Source organism: Alphaproteobacteria bacterium (assembly GCA_005883305.1).
In the GTDB taxonomy this organism is placed as follows: domain Bacteria; phylum Pseudomonadota; class Alphaproteobacteria; order Sphingomonadales; family Sphingomonadaceae; genus Allosphingosinicella.
Genome location: VBAC01000002.1, coordinates 296,185 through 313,216, shown reverse-complemented (window position 1 = coordinate 313,216; position 17,032 = coordinate 296,185). Strand labels below are relative to the sequence as shown.

The following is a 17,032-nucleotide window of genomic DNA, read 5'->3' as shown; positions in this document are numbered from 1 at the left end:
CTGGCGAGCTTCGTCAACTTCGGCGTCTATTGGGCGCTGGGCGCCGGCGGCATGGATCCGAACCTCGCTTGGACGGCCGGCTTCCTCGCCGCGGTCGCGGTCGGCTATGTCATCCACAGCCGATGGAGCTTCCAGGGCCACGGCCGCCGCGACAATCTCGCGCGCACGGGGGGCCGGTTCTTCGTCGTCGCCTTGATCAGCTTCGCCATCAACCAGCTGTGGGTCGGGATACTCGTCCGATATTTCGGCCTGCCGCTCTGGGCGCCCCTCCCGCTCGTGCTCGGAGTCACGCCGCTGATCGTCTTCTCGCTCAATCGCCGCTGGGTGTTCGCGTGAACCGCGCCCCGGTCCTCTCTCTGATCGCGCCGGTCAAGGACGAGGAGGCGGCGATCGGCCCCTTCATCGCGCGCGTCGCCCCCATTCTCGACGGGCTGTTCCCCGATGCGGGCGCTCCGTCGTGGGAGATAGTGTTCGTCGACGACGGCAGCGAGGACGGCACGATGGCCGCGATCCTCGCCGCCCACCAAAAGGACGCGCGAATCCGCGCGCTCTCGCTCTCCCGCAATTTCGGCAAGGAAGCGGCGCTGACCGCCGGGCTCGACCATGCCGAGGGCCAGGCGGTGATCCCGATCGACGTCGACCTGCAGGACCCGCCCGAGGTGATCGGCGCGATGCTGGCCAAGTGGCGCGACGGCTACGAGGTCGTCTACGGCGTCCGGACCAACCGCGAGACCGACAGCCTGCCCAAAAGGCTCACCGCCGACCTCTACTACCGCGCCCACAATTATCTCTCGTCGGACAAGATCCCAGAGCATGCCGGCGATTTCCGGCTGCTCGACCGGTCGGTGGTCGAGGTCATCAAGGCGATGCCCGAGCGCAACCGGTTCATGAAGGGCCTGTTCGCCTGGTCGGGCTTTCGTCAGGCGGCGGTCGAATATGCGCGCGCCGAGCGCGAGCACGGCAAGACCAAGTTCCGCTACTGGAAATTGTGGACTCTGGCGCTCGACGGAATCACCTCCGCCTCGACCATGCCGCTCAGGATATGGTCCTATGTCGGCGTCGTCATCGCCGGCCTCACCCTGCTCTACGCGGTTTGGGTGGTGATCAAGACGATCCTGTGGGGCAGCGACGTCGCCGGCTATCCCTCGCTGATCGTCGCCATCCTCTTCTTCGGCTCCGTCCAGCTCATCTCGCTGGGCGTGCTCGGCGAATATGTCGGCCGGATTCTGATCGAGACCAAGCGCAGGCCGCTCTACGTGGTCCGCAAGAAGGTCGGCTTCGGCGAGGACGGCGGCTGATGGAGCGCGCCGTCTTCGATCGCATGGCCGAGCACGACCAGGTCCACTGGTGGTACGTCGCCCGCCGCAAGATCCTCGCCGAGCTGATCGCACGGGAGGCGAACCTGCCCGAAGGCGCGCGGATCCTCGAGATCGGGTGCGGCACCGGCCACAATTTCGAGATGCTTCGTTCCTTCGGCCGGCTCGACGCGCTCGAAATAGACGGCGAGGCGCGGGCGTTCGCGAGCAAGCGGCTCGGCCACGCGGTCGGCGACGCCCCGCTGCCCGAACTGACGGGCGTTCCGGACCGGACCTATCATCTGATCGCCTTGCTCGACGTGCTGGAGCATGTCGACGGCGACCAGGCTGCGCTCGCGAGCATCGCGAGGAAGCTTGCGCCGGGCGGCCGGATCCTGGTCACCGTTCCGGCCTATCGGTGGATGTGGAGCGCGCACGACCTCGCCCATCATCACAAGCGGCGCTACTCGAAACGCGGCTTGCGGCGCGTCGCGGAAGCAGCGGGACTCAGTGTCGAAGACATCGGCTATTTCAACAGTCTGCTCTTCCCGCTCGCGGCGATGGTCCGGATCGCGGGGAATATCGCGGGGAAATCGTCAAGCGACGACACGCTCCCGCCGCGAGCGCTCAACGCGCTATTCGAGCGCATCTTCGCGCTGGAGCGTCACATGATCGGCAGGGTGCCGCTTCCCGCCGGGGTCTCGTTGTACGCCTTGCTTTCGACCCGGTAGAGCACGCTCGTCCCGCTGCGCCAGATCGGGCGCAGCCCTTCGGTCAGGCGCGGATCGTAACGCGGCGGATCGATCAGCCAGACATAATCGAATGCGTCGCGCGGGAAGACCGCCAGGGCCATATCGAGACTCCGCCAATATTCGTACGGGCATCGGCGCGCGGTGACGATCTGGGTGGCGTCGCGGATGAACGGCCAGCCCGGCCGGTAGTGGACCTCGAGCAACTGAGCGCCGGCCATTGTCCACTGGTCATTTGAGAACGCGTGCTTGCGAACGATGCCGATGCCAGGAAGGTGGAGCAGGCGGGTCATCGCCCAATTCTCGATGCAGGGACGGCCGACGAAGCTCACCATTCGGGCGCCGCGCGGCACATGATCGAGGGCGGCAAGCTCGCGGTCGTAGGTCCGGCCGTAGAGCGACATGCTGACCGTGGTCGCTCCGGTCCTCGCCAGCGTGAAGGCAAGCCCTGCGATCGCCAGAGTGCGCGCGAAGATCAGGCCGCTTCGCTCCGGGTAGCGGATGGCGATGACCGCGATCATGAACAGGTAGGGCGCGAGCCGCATGTCGGCGTAAGCCGATCCGAAGACGATCCTGGGCAGCAGGACGAAGACGATCGAAAGGAACAGGGCCGAGGCGAGCAGGTTGCGCGAGTAAGTCAGCTTGCGGCTGATCACTGCCCAGCCGATCAGCGCCAGCAGGAGGCCGAGCGAGGCAAGATCGAACGTCGCCCAGCGGTCACGCAGCGCCATTCGCAGCCAGTCCATTTTGGCGGTCCAGTTGAACCAGTCGGCGGTGACCCCGGCCGCGTTGCTGCGCCAGAGCAGCATCAGCGCGACCGGCGGCGCGAGCGAGAGGCAGTGGAAGGCGGCACGCGCGCCGGCGACGACGAAATTATGGCCGCGATCGTGCTGGCGCACCAGCTCGGCCGAGAAAGCGAGAACGCCGAGCGTGCCCCAGCCGAAGGCATGGCAGATCCACAGCGCGAAGGAGATGGGCACGAACACCACTGCCCTGAGGCGCAGGTGGCCGAGCCGGGCGAGCCTCAGCCACAATGCGAAGGCGAGCAAGGCGAGCGCCATCGACAGCGCGAAGTTCACGAAGCCGAAGAGGAACGGGAAGTTGTAGGCCAGCGGAATTGCGAACAGGGCCGTCGGCGGCACGCGCCCGTGAACCTCGCGTGCGACCCAGAGCATGCCTCCGACCGTGAGCACCGGGATGGTGCAGACGATCAGCTTCACGGCGGGCTCGAGGCCGATGATGGGCGCGAGGATCTGGACGAGCAGGTCGACGCCGAGGTTGCCGATCACCTGCCAGTGAAAGCCGAAATATTGCTGGAGATCGGGCGAAGTCGCGAGATCGAGCTGAACCCGGTATCGCCCCATGTGGCCGGGCAGATCGAGCAAAGGCGGGATATCGGGCCAGAGCAGGGGCAAGACCGACAGCAGCATCAAAGCCGCGACGGTCCATCTTTTCTCCCACCATTGGAGCGGATGTTGGGGAGCGTCGGCAGGGCCCGAGGTGAGGGTCATGGCGCTGCCTTACCCTCCAATTGCCCCACGTTCATCCCTTCCGCTGCCGCCCGCTATTCGGCGGCGCGGCTCAAATGCCATTCGGGCGGCACGTCGTTCGCGCGCAGCCGCTCCTCCTCCTCGAACATGAAGTCGCGGGTGATCGGGAGAGAGCCGCGCCGCTTCACATATTGAAGCTGCCAGTTGACCAGGCCGCCATAGCTGAACGCGGCCTCGGCGCCGGCGAGGTAGAATTGCCACATGCGGAAGAAGCGCTCGTCGTAAAGCGCCGTGATCTCTTCCTGGTGGATCATCGTCCGGTTGTACCATTCGGCGAGCGTATAGGCGTAGTGATAGCGCATCGCCTCGACGTCGGTCACGATCAGCCGGTGCTTTTCGGCCTGGGTCACGAGCTCCGAAAGGGCCGGGATGTAGCCGCCCGGGAAGATGTACTTGCGGGTCCATTTGTCGGTGACGCCCGGCTCGCCCATCCGCCCGCAGCAATGCGAGAACATCACGCCGTCGTCCTTCAGCAGACGGTGCATGTGGGCGAAGAAGCCCGGATAATGCGGCGTTCCGAGATGCTCGATCAGGCCGACGCTGGTGATCCGGTCGAACTGGCCCTCGACGTCGCGATAATCCTTGAGCTCGAACTTCACCTTGTCGGAGACGCCGAGCTCGGCCGCGCGCTCGTTGGAGAACTGGATCTGGTCCGGCGCCAGCGCCACGCCCAGCACTTCGACGCCGTAATGGCGGTTGAGATAGAGCGCGAGGCCGCCCCAGCCGCAGCCGATGTCGAGCACCTTCATGCCGGGCTTGAGATTCAGCTTGGCGGCGATGTGCGCCTTCTTGTCGAGCTGGGCCTTTTCCAGGCTGTTCGAAGGATCGCGATAATACGCCATCGTATATTGCCGGTCCTCGTCGAGGAACAGCTCGTAGAGGCGGCGGGTGAGGTTGTAGGTGTGCTCGGCATTGCGCCGCGAGCGGGTCTTCCAGTTGATCTGGTCGAGCCGGCCCAGCGCCTGGTTGAGCGTCTTGCGGATCGGCCCCTTGGGCTTCAGCGCGCCGCCCTTCTCGACCGGCGCGTTGTAGCGGATGAACAGGACGAGATCGCGGATGTCCCTGGGCGGATCGATCGTCAGCCAGCCGTTCATATAGGCTTCGCCCGCGCCGACGCGCGGATCCTTGGCGATGTGGAACGCGGCGCGCCTGTCGGTCAGCCGGGCGGTGATCGGGCCGTGGTTCGGATCGGGCGCGCCGTAGCGATATTCCTTGCCGTCATGATCGATGACGATGAGTTCGCCCTTCTTGATCAGCGGGCGAAGCATCTTGTTCAAAAGCCACATAGAAGGGTCCCTATTCCCTGATTTCGGCGCCACTGAGCATGGCTGGCCCGGCCGGGTCAAGCGCGGCCGCGTGAAGGCGCTCCTCCGCTTCGAACATATAGTTGCGGATCATCGGCGCCGCGTCCCGGCGCCTCAGATATTGGAGCTGATAGACGGTCATCCCGCCGTCGCTGAACATCGACAGGCCGGCTGCGAGGTAGAACAGCCAGAGCCGGTAGAAACGCTCGTCGTAGCGGCGGATCACCTCTTCGCGGCACGCCTTGAAGCGCTCGTACCAGTGGAGGACCGTCGGCGGATAATGGAGCCGAAGCGCCTCGCAATCGGCCATGATCAGCCGATTGACCTCGCTCGCCGAGACGATCTCCGACAGCGCGGGGATGTATCCGCCGGGCCAGATATATTTCTGGATGAACTTGTCGGTGGTGCCGGGCTTGCCCATCCGCCCCATCGTGTGGAGGAGCATGACCCCGTCGGGCGCGAGCAGCTCGCGGCACTTGCGGAAGAATCCGCGGTAGAAAGGCGGCCCGACATGCTCGAACATGCCGACCGAGACGATCCGGTCGAACGTGCCGGTCAGATCGCGATAGTCCGTCAGCTCGAACTTGACGCGGTCCGCTACGCCGGCGGCCTCGGCGCGCTCGCGCGCCAGCGCAAGCTGCTCTGTCGACAGCGTCACCCCGAGAACGTCCACGTCGGCGACGCGGTTCAGGTAGAGCGCCAGACCGCCCCAGCCGCAGCCGATGTCGAGCACGCGCTGGCCTGGCTTCAGATACAGCTTCGAGGCGAGATGCGCCTTCTTGTCGAGCTGCGCCTGCTCCAGGCTGTTGCCCGGATCGGTGAAATAACCGCAGCTATATTGCATGTCGGCTTCCATCCACAGCCGATAGAAATCGTTGCCGATGTCGTAATGGTGGGCGACGTTGCGCCGCGCCTGGCGCCGCCAGTTGAGATGGGCGAGCGGCCGGCCCAGCTTGCTGCCCTTGCGCAGGAACTTGCCCGGGCCTTCGCGATCCTCCCACCGGCGGTTGCGCCGGATGATCAGCACCAGATCGAGGATCTCGCCCTGCTCGAGCACCAGCCGCCCGTCCATATAGGCCTCTGCGGTGCCGACCGCCGGATCGCGGGCGACGCGCAGCGGAGTCATCCGATCGGCGATCCTTACGGTGACCGGCCGAAGCTCCGGGTCCGGCGCTCCGTAGCGGCGCTTACGGCCCTTATGGTCGATGATCGTGAGCTCGCCCTTGCGGACGTGCCGAGCCAGCATCTTGTCGAGTAACCGCATGGCCGCGCAGAATAGCCGGATGACGGCGGATGGCAATCGTAACGGCGGCGGCGGTTTCTACGCGAGCGCGGCCTGTTTCTCTGCGGCAATACGGTCGAGTTCGGCGCGGCTTTTCTTCTCCGCCGCGGATTTCAGCTGCCCGCAGGCGGCCATGATGTCGCGCCCGCGCGGGCGGCGGATGGGGGCGCTGATCCCGGCCTCGAACACGATGTTGGAGAAGCTGCGGATGCGCTCCTCGTCCGAACATTCGTAATCGCTGCCGGGCCAGGGGTTGAACGGGATCAGATTGACCTTGGCCGGAAGCTTGTAGCGCTTGATCAGGCGAACGAGCTCGCGCGCGTCCTCGTCGCTGTCGTTCCTGTCCTTCAGCATAACATATTCGAACGTGATCCGGCGCGCATTGTTGGCGCCGGGGTAGGCGGCGCAGGCTTCCAGCAGCTGCTCGATGCCGAACTTGCGGTTGAGCGGCACGATCTCGTCGCGCACCTCCTTGGTCACCGCATGAAGGCTGACGGCTAAGTTGACTCCTATCTCCTCCCCCGCCCGCGCCATCATCGGCACCACGCCGGAGGTGGACAGCGTGATCCGGCGCCGCGACAGGCCGAGCCCGTCGCCGTCCATCACGATCTTCAGCGCGTCGCGGACATTGTCGAAATTGTAGAGCGGCTCTCCCATGCCCATCATCACGATGTTGGAGAGCATGCGGCCTTCGGGTTGGGAGGGCCATTCGCCGAGGCTGTCGCGGGCGAGCATGACCTGGCCGACGATCTCGCCGGCATTGAGGTTGCGAACGAGCCGCATCGTGCCGGTATGGCAGAAGCGGCAATTGAGCGTGCAGCCGACCTGGCTCGAGACGCAGAGCGTGCCGCGGTCGGCATCCGGGATGAAGACCATCTCGAAATCGTGGCCGTCCGGAGTGCGCAGCAGCCACTTGCGGGTGCCGTCGGTGGAGACCTGCTCGACCACCACCTCGGGCCGCGCGACCTCGAACCGCTCGGCCAGCCAGGCGCGCTGGGGCTTGGCGATGTCGCTCATCGCATCGAAGGCGGTCGCGCCCCGGTTGTAGATCTGGTGCCAGAGCTGCTTGGCGCGAAGCTTGGCCTGCTTCTCGTCGAGCCCGGCATCCATCAGGGCCTGGCGGATCTGCGCCTTGGAAAGGCCGATCAGGTTCACGCGCGCGCCCGCGCCCGCCACCTCGGGGCGCGGGACCGGAACCGGATCGATGAGACCGGGAATAGGCATCGGCGCTGTCATGAGCGCGCCATGTAGGCGCTCGGCGGCCGCTTTTCTAGCGGCGGGGGATGCACGCGATCGCTGCGGCGTCCATCGCCGTCGCAGCGCCGCGCAGGCCGTAGCGGTCGTGCACCGCGGCGCCGTCCGTCGCGCGGGTCTCTACGACCATGTCGATGCCGGTGCGCATCGCCGACTGGATTTCCCGGTCGGCGCGGGCGTCCGGCGCCCATGCCTCCCGCCCGCCGCCGGCGAGCTGGAAGCTGACTCCGTCGATCTTCAGAAGCACCGCAGAGCCCTGGCGCTTCTCCCGGCTGAGGCGAACATGGAGCTGGCCGCCGGCGCTTCGTCCCGGCCAGTGGCCGACGGCGGCGAAGGGACGCCAGGGAGCCGCCGCCGGGACTTCAGCAGGCTGGCTGATCGCATAGCAGCGTCCGTCGCCGGCGAAGGCGCCCCAGCCGCCGAAGACTCCCAACGGTCGCGGCTGAGCCGCCGCGGCGGAGGCCAGGGCGGCGAAGACGAGCAGGAAGGTCCGGCCTCGGGGCATTTCCACCCTTTGTCGCCGCTCGGGCGGCGCGGTGGCAACAGGAAATGCGCGGGGAGGCCGGGCGACCTTGGCCCCAGACACCCAGGATTCTCCCCGGCGACTGTGGTAGTGAGGTAACACTCCTGATCAAAAGGCGGTGGGTCTGTGTTGCACTGCAACAAAGTCGCCCCTATCTGGTTGTGGTCCTTATCTGGACATTGTTTCAAGGAGATAACAATAATGCGTATCGTTTACGCCGCGGCTGTTCTCGCGGCTGCTTCTGCTGCGCCTGCGTTCGCGCACGCGGCCCCGGCACCTTTCGTCGGCGGCCACATCGAAGCGATCGCCGGCTATGACAGCCTTTCCGTGGACGGCGACAGCGACGGCGGCATCGCCTACGGCATCGCCGGCGGCTATGATTTCGCGCTGGGCACGAACATGCGCGCCGGCCTCGAGCTGGAAGCGGCCGAATCGACCGCCGAAGAGTGCCAGGCCAATGTCATCGTCGCCGGCGACCGGGCTTGCGCCGAAGCGCGCCGCGATTTCTACGTCGGCGCCCGCCTCGGCGGCGTGGTGAGCAACGGCGTCCTGCTCTATGCCAAGCTCGGCTACACCAACGCCCGCGTCGGCGCGGTCTATGACAACGGCACGACCGTCGTCAGCGACGGCGCGAATGCGGACGGCATCCGCGCCGGCGCCGGCGCGGACATCGCGCTCGGCCGCAACATGTTCCTTCGGGCCGAGTATCGCTACTCGAACTACGAGAGCGATTTCTCGCGCCATCAGGGCGTGGTCGGCCTCGGCTTCCGCTTCTAGGCGAAGCCGGCAGCCGGACGAAGAAGGCCGGGGCGGCGACGCTCCGGCCTTTTTTCTTGCCAGCCACTGGCGGGCCTCGCAACCATCGCTATAAGTTTTCCTCCAAATCACCAATTGCGTTGCAGCAGGGGTAATCGATGAAGGCGACGATCGAACGGGCCACCCTCCTCAAGGGCCTCGGCCACGTCCACTCGGTGGTGGAGCGCAGGAACACGATACCGATTCTGTCGAACGTCCTGATCGAGGCCGACGAAGGGGGCGGCCTCAGGCTCATGGCGACGGATCTCGACCTTCAGGTCAACGAGACCGTCGAGGCGGACGTCTCCGAGCCGGGAGCGACCACCGTGCCGGCGCACACCTTGTTCGATATCGTGCGCAAAATGTCCGAAGGCAGCCAGGTCGAGCTGATCGCGGCCGAAGGGCGGATGCAGGTCAATGCGGGGCGCGCCCGCTTCACGCTGGCGACCCTGCCGCGCGACGATTTTCCGGTCATCGCCGAGGGCGATTTGCCGACCAGCTTCGAGTTGCCCGCCGCGACTCTGCGCCAGATCATCGACAAGACCCGCTTCGCCATCTCCACGGAGGAGACGCGCTACTATCTGAACGGCATCTACTTCCACGTCTCGGACGAGGCGCAGCCGGTGCTCAAGGCGGCGGCGACCGACGGCCACCGCCTGGCGCGGGTCACGGTTCCCCGACCCGAGGGGGCGCAGGGCATGCCGGGAGTCATCATTCCACGCAAATGCGTCGCCGAATTGCGCAAGCTGCTGGACGAGGTCGACGGCACCGTTCAGGTCTCTCTCTCCGAATCGAAGATCCGGTTCAGCCTCGGCAACGCGGTGCTCACGTCCAAGCTGATCGACGGGACGTTCCCGGATTACAGCCGGGTGATCCCGACCGCGAACGACAAGCTGCTGAAGCTCGATCCGCGCAGCTTCGCCGAAGGGGTCGACCGAGTCTCGACCATCGCCAGCGAGCGCACCCGCGCGGTCAAGATGTCGCTCGACCGCGACCGGGTCACTCTGTCCGTGACGTCGCCCGAAAACGGCACCGCCGCCGAAGAAGTGTCGGCCGATTACGCGGCCGACGGCATCGAGATCGGGTTCAACGCCCGCTACCTCCTGGACATTCTCGGCCAGATCGAGGGGGACGTGATGGAGGTCCACCTGGCGGACGCAGCGGCGCCCACCCTGCTCAGGGAAAACGACAAGGCCCCGGCGCTCTACGTGCTGATGCCGATGCGGGTCTAGGAAGGGCCGGGAAGGCGCATTACATTGACTCCGAGGGCTCGCGCTGATAGGCGCGCGGCCTTTCCTGCACAGCAGCATTTCAAGAGTGGAGCAGCCGCATGGCGCGCGTTACCGTCGAAGATTGCGTCGACAAAGTCCCCAACCGTTTCGATCTGGTGCTTCTTTCGGCCCAGCGCGCCCGCCAGATTTCCGGCGGCGCCGAGTTGACCATCGATCGCGACCGCGACAAGAATCCGGTCGTGGCTCTGCGCGAAGTGGCCGAGCAGACGGTTCGCCCTCGCGAGCTCGAGGAATCGCTGATCGGCAGCCTTCAGCGCGTCCAGGTCGACGAGGACGACGTGGCGGACGAGGTCGGCTCGCTCAGCGCTTCGGCCGAGGCGCTGCGGCTCACCGCCGCCGCACCGCAGCGCAACAACAATGCCGGAGCTGATTACGACGGCTGAGCGAGTCATTGCGCGCTGCCAAGCTAGACGCGTCTTGACTGTTGTCGGTCCATCCGTGCAAGGTCGAATCGGCGGCGCTGGGGCGTGCGCCTGCAAGGGAGGCAAATGTGAAGGTTAATAGAATAACGATGATGCTGGCGGCGGCGGGCCTCGCGGCCGCGCCCGTGGCGGCCAACGCAGCCGCGCCGCTCAGCATTGCGCGCGCAGCCGCTCCGACGGTCAACGTCAGTCTTCTTCAGGACGAAGAGAGCAATCATGGCGGCGGCTCGACTGCGGTCATTCTCGGTGTCGTGCTGATCGTGCTCATCGGCATCGCGGCCATTTCGGGCGGTGGCGGCCCTAACAGCCCGTAAGCCAGTTCCGGGCGGCCTGCGGCCGCCCGGCCCGTGCGGACTCAGTCCCTGGGCGAAGGCAGCTCCGCCCGGTCGATCCATTCCAGCTCGCCGAGCGAGAGGGGGCGGCCGTCGGCGGCGCGAACCGCCAAAGAGGCCACCGGAAGGCGGCTGCGGCGATCGACCAGCACCGGGTTGCTGGGCACCCCCGAAATCCATTTCTCGCCCCACTGCCTCAGCGCGATCAGCGCCGGCAGCAAGGCCATCCCCTTGTCGGTCAGCCGATAGGCGACCTTGCGCCGATCGGACCGATCGGGCTCGCGCCGCAGAATCTCGTGCTGGACGAGCCGGCTGAGCCTGTTCGACAGGATATTCCGGGCGATTCCGAGCGTCCCCTGAAATTCCTCGAAATGGGCAAGGCCGTTGAAGGCGCCCCGCAGGATCAGGAAGGACCAGCGCTCGCCCACGGCCTCGAGCGCGCTCGGCAATGCGCATTCCACCAGTATGGCCGTTCGCTGATCGGGCCTCATGATGGGCAGACTAGCCCATTTTCACAGGTTGTCATCTGCAATCGATTTTCGGCGCCGCCGCCCCCGTTGCGCACTTTTCGTTTGCCCCTTGGGCCCCCGCGCCCCATTTTGACGGGGTGCTGAGACAATATGAGCTGGTCGAGAAGGTCCGGGGCTACGATCCCGATGCCGATGAGGCGCTGATCAACCGCGCCTACGTCTTCTCGATGAAGGCGCACGGCAGCCAGAAGCGCGCCTCGGGCGATCCCTATTACAGCCACCCGATCGAGGTCGCCGGAATCCTTACCGACCTCCACCTCGACGACGAGACGATCGCGACCGCGATCCTCCACGACACGATCGAGGACACGCTAGCGACTCCGGCCGAGATCCGAAAGCTGTTCGGCAAGAACGTCGCCCGGCTGGTCGACGGGGTCACCAAGCTCAGCAAGATCGAGGCGCAGAGCGAGAGCCAGCGGGCGGCCGAAAATCTGCGCAAGTTCCTGCTCGCAATGTCGGACGACATCCGCGTCCTCCTGGTCAAGCTCGCCGACCGGCTGCACAACATGCGCACGCTCCATCACCTGGAGGACCCCGAGAAGCGCCGCCGCATCGCCCGCGAGACGATGGACATCTACGCCCCGCTCGCCGAGCGGATCGGCATGTACGAGTTCATGACCGAGATGCAGACGCTCGCCTTCCGCGAGATCGAGCCCGACGCCTACGAATCGATCACCAAGCGGCTGGAACGGCTTCATCAGGGCGGCGGCGGCGACCTGATCCAGCGGATCGGCCGGGGAATCAAGGCCCATCTCGAGGCGAACGGGATCGAGGCCGAGGTTCAGGGGCGCGAGAAACATCCCTACTCGATCTGGCGCAAGATGGCCGAGCGCCACGTCAGCTTTGAGCAGCTCAGCGACGTCATGGCCTTTCGCGCCGTCGTCGGCAGCGTCGAGGAATGTTACCGAACGCTCGGCCTGATCCACCAGCGCTGGCCGGTCGTGCCGGGGCGCTTCAAGGATTTCATCTCGACTCCCAAGCGCAACGGCTACCGATCGATCCACACCACGATCATCCACGACGAGCAGATGCGGATCGAGATCCAGATCCGCACCCACGAGATGCACGCCCAGGCCGAGCACGGCCTCGCCGCCCATTGGGCCTATAAGGAGGGCGAGGTCGCGGCGAGCGCCGACCATCCCTGGATCAACGACCTGGTGGAGATACTCGACCATGCGGGAAGCGCCGAGGAGCTGCTCGAGCACACCCGAATGGCGATGTACCAGGACCGTATCTTCGCCTTCACCCCGAAGGGCGAGCTGATCCAGTTGCCCAAGGGCGCAACCCCCGTCGATTTCGCTTATGCCGTCCACACCGATCTCGGCGACCAGACGGTCGGCTCGAAGATCAACGGCCGCGTGATGCCGCTCAGGACCCCGCTCAACAACGGCGACCAGGTCGAGATCCTCGTCTCCAAGGCGCAGCACCCGCAGCCGGCCTGGCTCTCCTACGTCGTCACCGGCAAGGCGCGGGCCAAGATCCGCCGCTGGGTGAAATCGAAGGAGCGCGAGGAGACGGTCTCGCTGGGCCGCAAGATCTTCGACGAGATCGTCCAGCGCCTGCCCCAGCCGCTCGGCTGGGAGGCGATCGCCGAGGCGCTGCGTCGCCTTCATTTGCCGAACGACGAGGCGCTGATGGAGGCGATCGCGCTCAAGCGGGTCGACGACGTCGCGGTGATGGAGGCCCTGGTGCCGGGTTCGGCGATCAAGGACGGGGTCAAGCCGCCGCCCCAGCGCACCGCCATCTCGATCAAGGGCCTGACCCCCGGAGTCGCCTTCCAGCTCGCCGAATGCTGCCACCCGATCCCGGGCGACCGGATCGTTGGCCTGCGCCGCGAAGGCGAGGGGATCGAGGTCCACATGATCGGCTGCCCGAGCCTCGCCGACGGGATCGACGCCGACTGGGTCGATCTCGCCTGGGGCGACGAGGCCGATGGCGGCGCCACGCGGCTGTGCATCGTCATCAAGAACGAGCCCGGCTCGCTCGCGGCGGTCGCCGGCGTGCTCGGCAGCCACGGCGCGAACATCGTCAGCATGGACCAGACCTCGCGCGATGGGTCGTTCCACACCTTCCACCTCGACATCGAGGTGCACGACGTCCAGCACCTGATGCGCATTCTCGCGGCGCTGAGGTCGACCGACGTGGTCTCGACGGCGGAGCGCATCTAGAGGGCCCACAAACGTCGTTTTGCGCCGCTCCACGCGCATGATAGAGCCGCCTGATGACCGACAAGGCAGACATGACCTACGGGGGCTATCTGACGCTGGAGCCCCTGCTCTCCGCGCAGCATCCGGTTTCGGATCACCATGACGAGATGTTGTTCATCGTGATCCACCAGACCAAGGAGCTGTGGCTCAAGCAGATCATCCACGAGCTGGCGGTGGCGCTGGAGCTGGTGCGCGGCGACAAGCTGGTCGAGGTCCACAAGAATCTCTCACGGGTCACGCGCATTCAGGCGGTGATGACCCTGTCGTGGGACGTCCTCACCACGCTCACGCCGAGCGACTATATGCAGTTTCGCGACGTGCTCGGCTCGTCGAGCGGCTTCCAGTCGGCGCAGTTCCGCCAGTTCGAGTTCATGCTCGGCCTCAAGGAAGGCGCCCACCTTCGCCATCAGCCCGAAGGATCGCCGCAGCACGCCGCGCTTGCCGGTGCGCTGGCGAGCCCGAGCCTGTGGGACGAAGCCAATGCGGCGCTGGCGCGCGGCGGCTTCGATATCCCGGCGGAGGTTCTGGAGCGGGACTGGTCGGAGCCCTACCGTCCGAACGAGGCGGTCGAGGCCGCCTGGGCCGAAGTCTATCGCGACACCGAGCGCTGGTGGCGGTTCTACCAGCTCGCCGAGAAGCTGGTGGACCTCGACGACGCGATGGCCGCCTGGAGACACAAGCATGTGGTGACGGTGGAGCGCGTGATCGGCCTCAAGCGCGGCACCGGAGGGACGGCCGGCGTCCCCTATCTCCAGTCGACGCTGTCGAAGCGCGCCTTTCCCGAATTGTGGACCCTACGCACCCGCCTCTGACGGGATTCCCACGAGCAGGTCCGCTTCTCCGTCGAGCGCGACGGCGCCGCGAGCGGCCCAGACGGTGGCGGGTTCCAGCGGCGCCCCGTCGATCGTTCCACCGGCTGCCAGCGGCACCAGAACGCTGCCCGCGGGGAGATCTGCGCTCCGTGCGCCCCGCCAGCGCTCCAAGGCGAAGGCCCCGCCGCCGGCGAGCATCGTCCGGCCCGCCCCTGCCTCCTGGGGCGGAGGCGCGGCGGGGAAGGGGGCTGGGTTCGATACCGCCACCGCGTCGTCGAGGTGAAGCTCGCGCGGGCGGCCGTAATCGTAGAGCCGATAGGTGAGGTCGAGATTCTGCTGGACCTCGATCAGCGAGAGGCCGGCGCCGATCGCGTGGATCGTGCCGGCGGGCGAATAGAAGACGTCGCCGGCCGCGACCGGGCGCCAATCGAGCAAATCCTCGATGCTGCCGTCGAGCGCCGCGGCGCGCAGCTCCTCAGCAGTGACCCGCCCGGTAAGCCCGATGCCGATCGTCGCGCCCGGATCGGCATCGAGGACGTACCAAGCCTCGTCCTTGCCGCGCCGGTAGCCGCGCGCGCGGGCTGCGTCGTCCCCCGGGTGGACCTGGATCGAGAGGCGCTCGGAGGTGAAGAGATATTTGACGAGGAGCGGAGCCTCGTCCTCATCCTCGAACCAGATTTCGCCGATCGGATCGCCTTCGGTATCGGCGGCCGGAAAGGCGCGCGGAAGGTCGCGGCGCCCCCATATGCGCTCGACCTGCCTGCCTGGAAGCTGCCTTATCGTCAAAACGCCCTCCTTCGCCCGCGCCTATAGCGGGCGAAGCGAAGCAGGGCCATGCGGCAATGGAGCGACGACGGGCTAGTTTTGAGAGGGGAAAATGCCCTGCAGCGCGATGCAAAAATTGAGCGTCTGATAGGGCTGCCGGTTCTCGTGCGCCTGGCTGCCGCCCGTGTTGGTGATCACGGAAGCCGCCATGGCGCGATTCACCGGACCGGTGCCGTAGATCTGGGCGGCCGTGGTCTGGTTGTTCGGAAGGGAAACCCTGGCCTGGGCGAACGTCTTCGTCGCCGTGGGGATGACTCCGGCGGTTCCGGTGGTCAGCGCGTCGAGCTTGCTGCCCATCGCGGCGTGGTTGTGCGCGGCCATTTCGGACATGATGATGGTGTGCGCCTCCTGGCCCCCCTGCTCGCCCCGGTCATGGCCGTTGCCGGGGCCCATCGCGACGCGCCCGCGCAGATCGGGAAGAGCGAAGGTGGTCTGGCCGTTGCCGCCGAAGGTCGTGCCCAGCAGCGAAAAGAGCGCCTGATTCTGGTTGATGGGCATGAATTGGCCGTTGCACTGCGCCCAGGATTTGGGGGCGAAGCCAAACGACACGATCTTGATCTCGCCCATGAATGGTGTGGACATGACGTTCGCTCCTCGGGGCTCGATTATGGACGGGGCGGGAAGACGCCCTGCATGGCGATACAATAGTTCAAGGCCAGATAGGGCATCAGGTTGTTGTGCGGCAGGCTGGCGCCGCTGACGCCGATCGCGTCGGGCCGCATCGTGACGTTGGGCGCGGCGGTCTGGTAGAAAGCGGCCAAGCCGCCCGACGCTCCGTTGTCGTAGAAGCCCTTGCCCAGCACACCCTGGCTCGGATCGGCGCTCGTCCCGTTGGCGTTGATCGCCTGGAACGCGTGGGTGTGGAACGGGATTTCGGAGGTCAAAAGGGTGTGCGTATCCGCACCCTGCTGCTCCCCGATAAACCATTGCTGCAGGCCGGCGCCCTGGCCGGCGCTGGTCGGAACGTTGCCATCGAGATCGGGCAAGGCGAAGGTCGATTTGCCGTCCCCGCCGTAGAACGTGCCGAGAAGGGAGAAGAGGGCGGTGTTCTGGGAGATCGGCAGCAACTGACCGCTGCACTGCGCCCAGCCGGTCGGGGCGAAGGAGAACCCGAAGATGCGGATTTCGGCGACGAAGGGATCCATAAGACGACTCCGGCTAGCGGCGGCCCGGAAGGGCGCTGCCTGGGTTCAGTTTTGGGTGGGGAAAACGCCGAACAGCGAGATTATGTAGAGGATGCACAATGTCGGCTGGATATTGTTGTGCGGAGCGCTGCCGCCGGAGCCCTGGATCGTGGCCGCCACGAGCGCCGTCGAGGGAGGGGGGGCAGCGTAGCCGAGCACGCCGGCCTGGGTGCTGGTGACGGTCGCGAAGATCGCGTTTTCGGGCGAATTGGTCTGGCTGGTGTCGGTCCCGCTCACCGTGTGGTTGTGAACCGGGATCTGGTTGGTGGTGAGCGTGACGCTCTCCGTCCCCCCCTTTTCTCCGAGCTGGTAGTTGTTGCCGATGGTCGGGCCCTGACCCATATGGTTGGGAAGGCGCCCCTGAAGATCGGGCAGGCCGAACGTCTCCTGGCCGTCGCCGCCATAGGTCGTGCCGATCAGGGTGAAGAGCGCGTCGTTCTCCGAGATCGGCATCAGCTGACCCGAGCAGGTCGCCCACCCGGCCGGCGCGAAGCTCCCGGCGAACATCCGGATCTCGCCGATAAAAGGCTGTCCCATCGGCACGTACCTCCTCGTTGCGCCGCGCTGGCGGCCTTAATCCATCGAATGCGGAATTCCCCCCGGCCCTACCTGGCCGAACGCAATGGGACACCGACCCCCGGCAATTACGGTAGTTGTGTTCCCGTCCGGGCCATCT

Annotated in this window: 18 protein-coding genes; 8 read left to right on the top strand and 10 right to left on the bottom strand. The window is 66.2% G+C overall.

Annotation, left to right across the window (positions count from 1 at the left end; genetic code table 11):
- Positions 1–122 precede the first annotated feature (122 nt).
- Together E6G92_14625 and E6G92_14620 are read left to right on the top strand one after the other, a co-directional pair.
- Complete coding sequence (locus E6G92_14625; GenBank protein ID TMJ17542.1) at positions 123–1,298, top strand: glycosyltransferase family 2 protein; 1,176 nt, start codon at positions 123–125, stop codon at positions 1,296–1,298.
- On the top strand, positions 1,298–2,026 hold the full coding sequence (locus E6G92_14620) for a class I SAM-dependent methyltransferase (GenBank protein TMJ17541.1): 729 nt from the start codon (positions 1,298–1,300) through the stop codon (positions 2,024–2,026). The genes E6G92_14625 and E6G92_14620 overlap by 1 nt, the downstream gene beginning before the upstream one ends.
- On the opposite strand, the gene E6G92_14615 is transcribed toward E6G92_14620, so the two are convergent.
- From E6G92_14615 to E6G92_14595, 5 genes are read right to left on the bottom strand one after another with little or no spacing between them, the layout of a single operon-like run.
- Complete coding sequence (locus tag E6G92_14615) at positions 1,960–3,555, bottom strand: hypothetical protein (protein TMJ17540.1); 1,596 nt, start codon at positions 3,553–3,555, stop codon at positions 1,960–1,962. The genes E6G92_14620 and E6G92_14615 overlap by 67 nt on opposite strands.
- Positions 3,556–3,608: 53 nt before the next feature.
- Positions 3,609–4,880 (bottom strand): class I SAM-dependent methyltransferase, encoded by a 1,272-nt coding sequence (locus E6G92_14610; protein TMJ17539.1) that lies wholly within the window; start codon positions 4,878–4,880, stop codon positions 3,609–3,611.
- Positions 4,881–4,890: 10 nt separating this feature from the next.
- Entirely contained in the window at positions 4,891–6,162 is a 1,272-nt protein-coding gene (locus E6G92_14605; protein ID TMJ17538.1) for a class I SAM-dependent methyltransferase, read from the bottom strand.
- 57 nt (positions 6,163–6,219) lie between these two features.
- Positions 6,220–7,404 (bottom strand): 23S rRNA (adenine(2503)-C(2))-methyltransferase RlmN, encoded by a 1,185-nt coding sequence (gene rlmN / locus E6G92_14600; protein TMJ17537.1) that lies wholly within the window; start codon positions 7,402–7,404, stop codon positions 6,220–6,222.
- 46 nt (positions 7,405–7,450) lie between these two features.
- Positions 7,451–7,939 (bottom strand): hypothetical protein, encoded by a 489-nt coding sequence (locus E6G92_14595; protein TMJ17629.1) that lies wholly within the window; start codon positions 7,937–7,939, stop codon positions 7,451–7,453.
- Between the two features lie 219 nt (positions 7,940–8,158).
- On the opposite strand from E6G92_14595, the gene E6G92_14590 reads away from it, so the two are divergent.
- The 4 genes from E6G92_14590 (at position 8,159) to E6G92_14575 (ending at position 10,780) form a co-directional block, all read left to right on the top strand.
- Positions 8,159–8,734, top strand: coding sequence for a porin family protein (locus tag E6G92_14590; GenBank protein TMJ17536.1), 576 nt, complete (start codon positions 8,159–8,161; stop codon positions 8,732–8,734).
- A gap of 137 nt (positions 8,735–8,871) precedes the next feature.
- The gene (locus E6G92_14585; protein ID TMJ17535.1) at positions 8,872–9,984 is read left to right on the top strand and encodes a DNA polymerase III subunit beta; all 1,113 of its coding nucleotides are present in this window, start codon (positions 8,872–8,874) and stop codon (positions 9,982–9,984) included.
- Between the two features lie 98 nt (positions 9,985–10,082).
- Positions 10,083–10,427 (top strand): DNA-directed RNA polymerase subunit omega, encoded by a 345-nt coding sequence (locus E6G92_14580; GenBank protein TMJ17534.1) that lies wholly within the window; start codon positions 10,083–10,085, stop codon positions 10,425–10,427.
- 128 nt (positions 10,428–10,555) lie between these two features.
- Positions 10,556–10,780 (top strand): hypothetical protein, encoded by a 225-nt coding sequence (locus E6G92_14575; GenBank protein ID TMJ17533.1) that lies wholly within the window; start codon positions 10,556–10,558, stop codon positions 10,778–10,780.
- Positions 10,781–10,821: 41 nt separating this feature from the next.
- On the opposite strand, the gene E6G92_14570 is transcribed toward E6G92_14575, so the two are convergent.
- The gene (locus E6G92_14570; protein ID TMJ17532.1) at positions 10,822–11,289 is read right to left on the bottom strand and encodes a helix-turn-helix transcriptional regulator; all 468 of its coding nucleotides are present in this window, start codon (positions 11,287–11,289) and stop codon (positions 10,822–10,824) included.
- 116 nt (positions 11,290–11,405) lie between these two features.
- Here E6G92_14570 and E6G92_14565 point away from each other — a divergent pair, with 116 nt between their 5' ends.
- Positions 11,406–13,496, top strand: coding sequence for a bifunctional (p)ppGpp synthetase/guanosine-3',5'-bis(diphosphate) 3'-pyrophosphohydrolase (locus E6G92_14565; GenBank protein TMJ17531.1), 2,091 nt, complete (start codon positions 11,406–11,408; stop codon positions 13,494–13,496).
- Positions 13,497–13,549: 53 nt separating this feature from the next.
- On the top strand, positions 13,550–14,347 hold the full coding sequence (locus tag E6G92_14560) for a tryptophan 2,3-dioxygenase (protein ID TMJ17530.1): 798 nt from the start codon (positions 13,550–13,552) through the stop codon (positions 14,345–14,347).
- Here the strand turns inward: E6G92_14560 and E6G92_14555 are convergent.
- The 4 genes from E6G92_14555 to E6G92_14540 form a co-directional block, all read right to left on the bottom strand.
- Positions 14,330–15,133, bottom strand: a complete 804-nt coding sequence (locus tag E6G92_14555; GenBank protein TMJ17529.1) for a phosphoheptose isomerase — start codon at positions 15,131–15,133, stop codon at positions 14,330–14,332. The genes E6G92_14560 and E6G92_14555 overlap by 18 nt on opposite strands.
- 72 nt (positions 15,134–15,205) lie before the next feature.
- Positions 15,206–15,754, bottom strand: a complete 549-nt coding sequence (locus tag E6G92_14550; GenBank protein TMJ17528.1) for a phage tail protein — start codon at positions 15,752–15,754, stop codon at positions 15,206–15,208.
- Between the two features lie 23 nt (positions 15,755–15,777).
- The gene (locus E6G92_14545; GenBank protein ID TMJ17527.1) at positions 15,778–16,317 is read right to left on the bottom strand and encodes a phage tail protein; all 540 of its coding nucleotides are present in this window, start codon (positions 16,315–16,317) and stop codon (positions 15,778–15,780) included.
- A gap of 45 nt (positions 16,318–16,362) precedes the next feature.
- Positions 16,363–16,893 carry a phage tail protein gene (locus E6G92_14540; protein TMJ17526.1) on the bottom strand — a complete coding sequence of 177 codons (531 nt, stop codon included), beginning with the start codon at positions 16,891–16,893 and terminating at the stop codon, positions 16,363–16,365.
- Positions 16,894–17,032 lie beyond the last annotated feature (139 nt).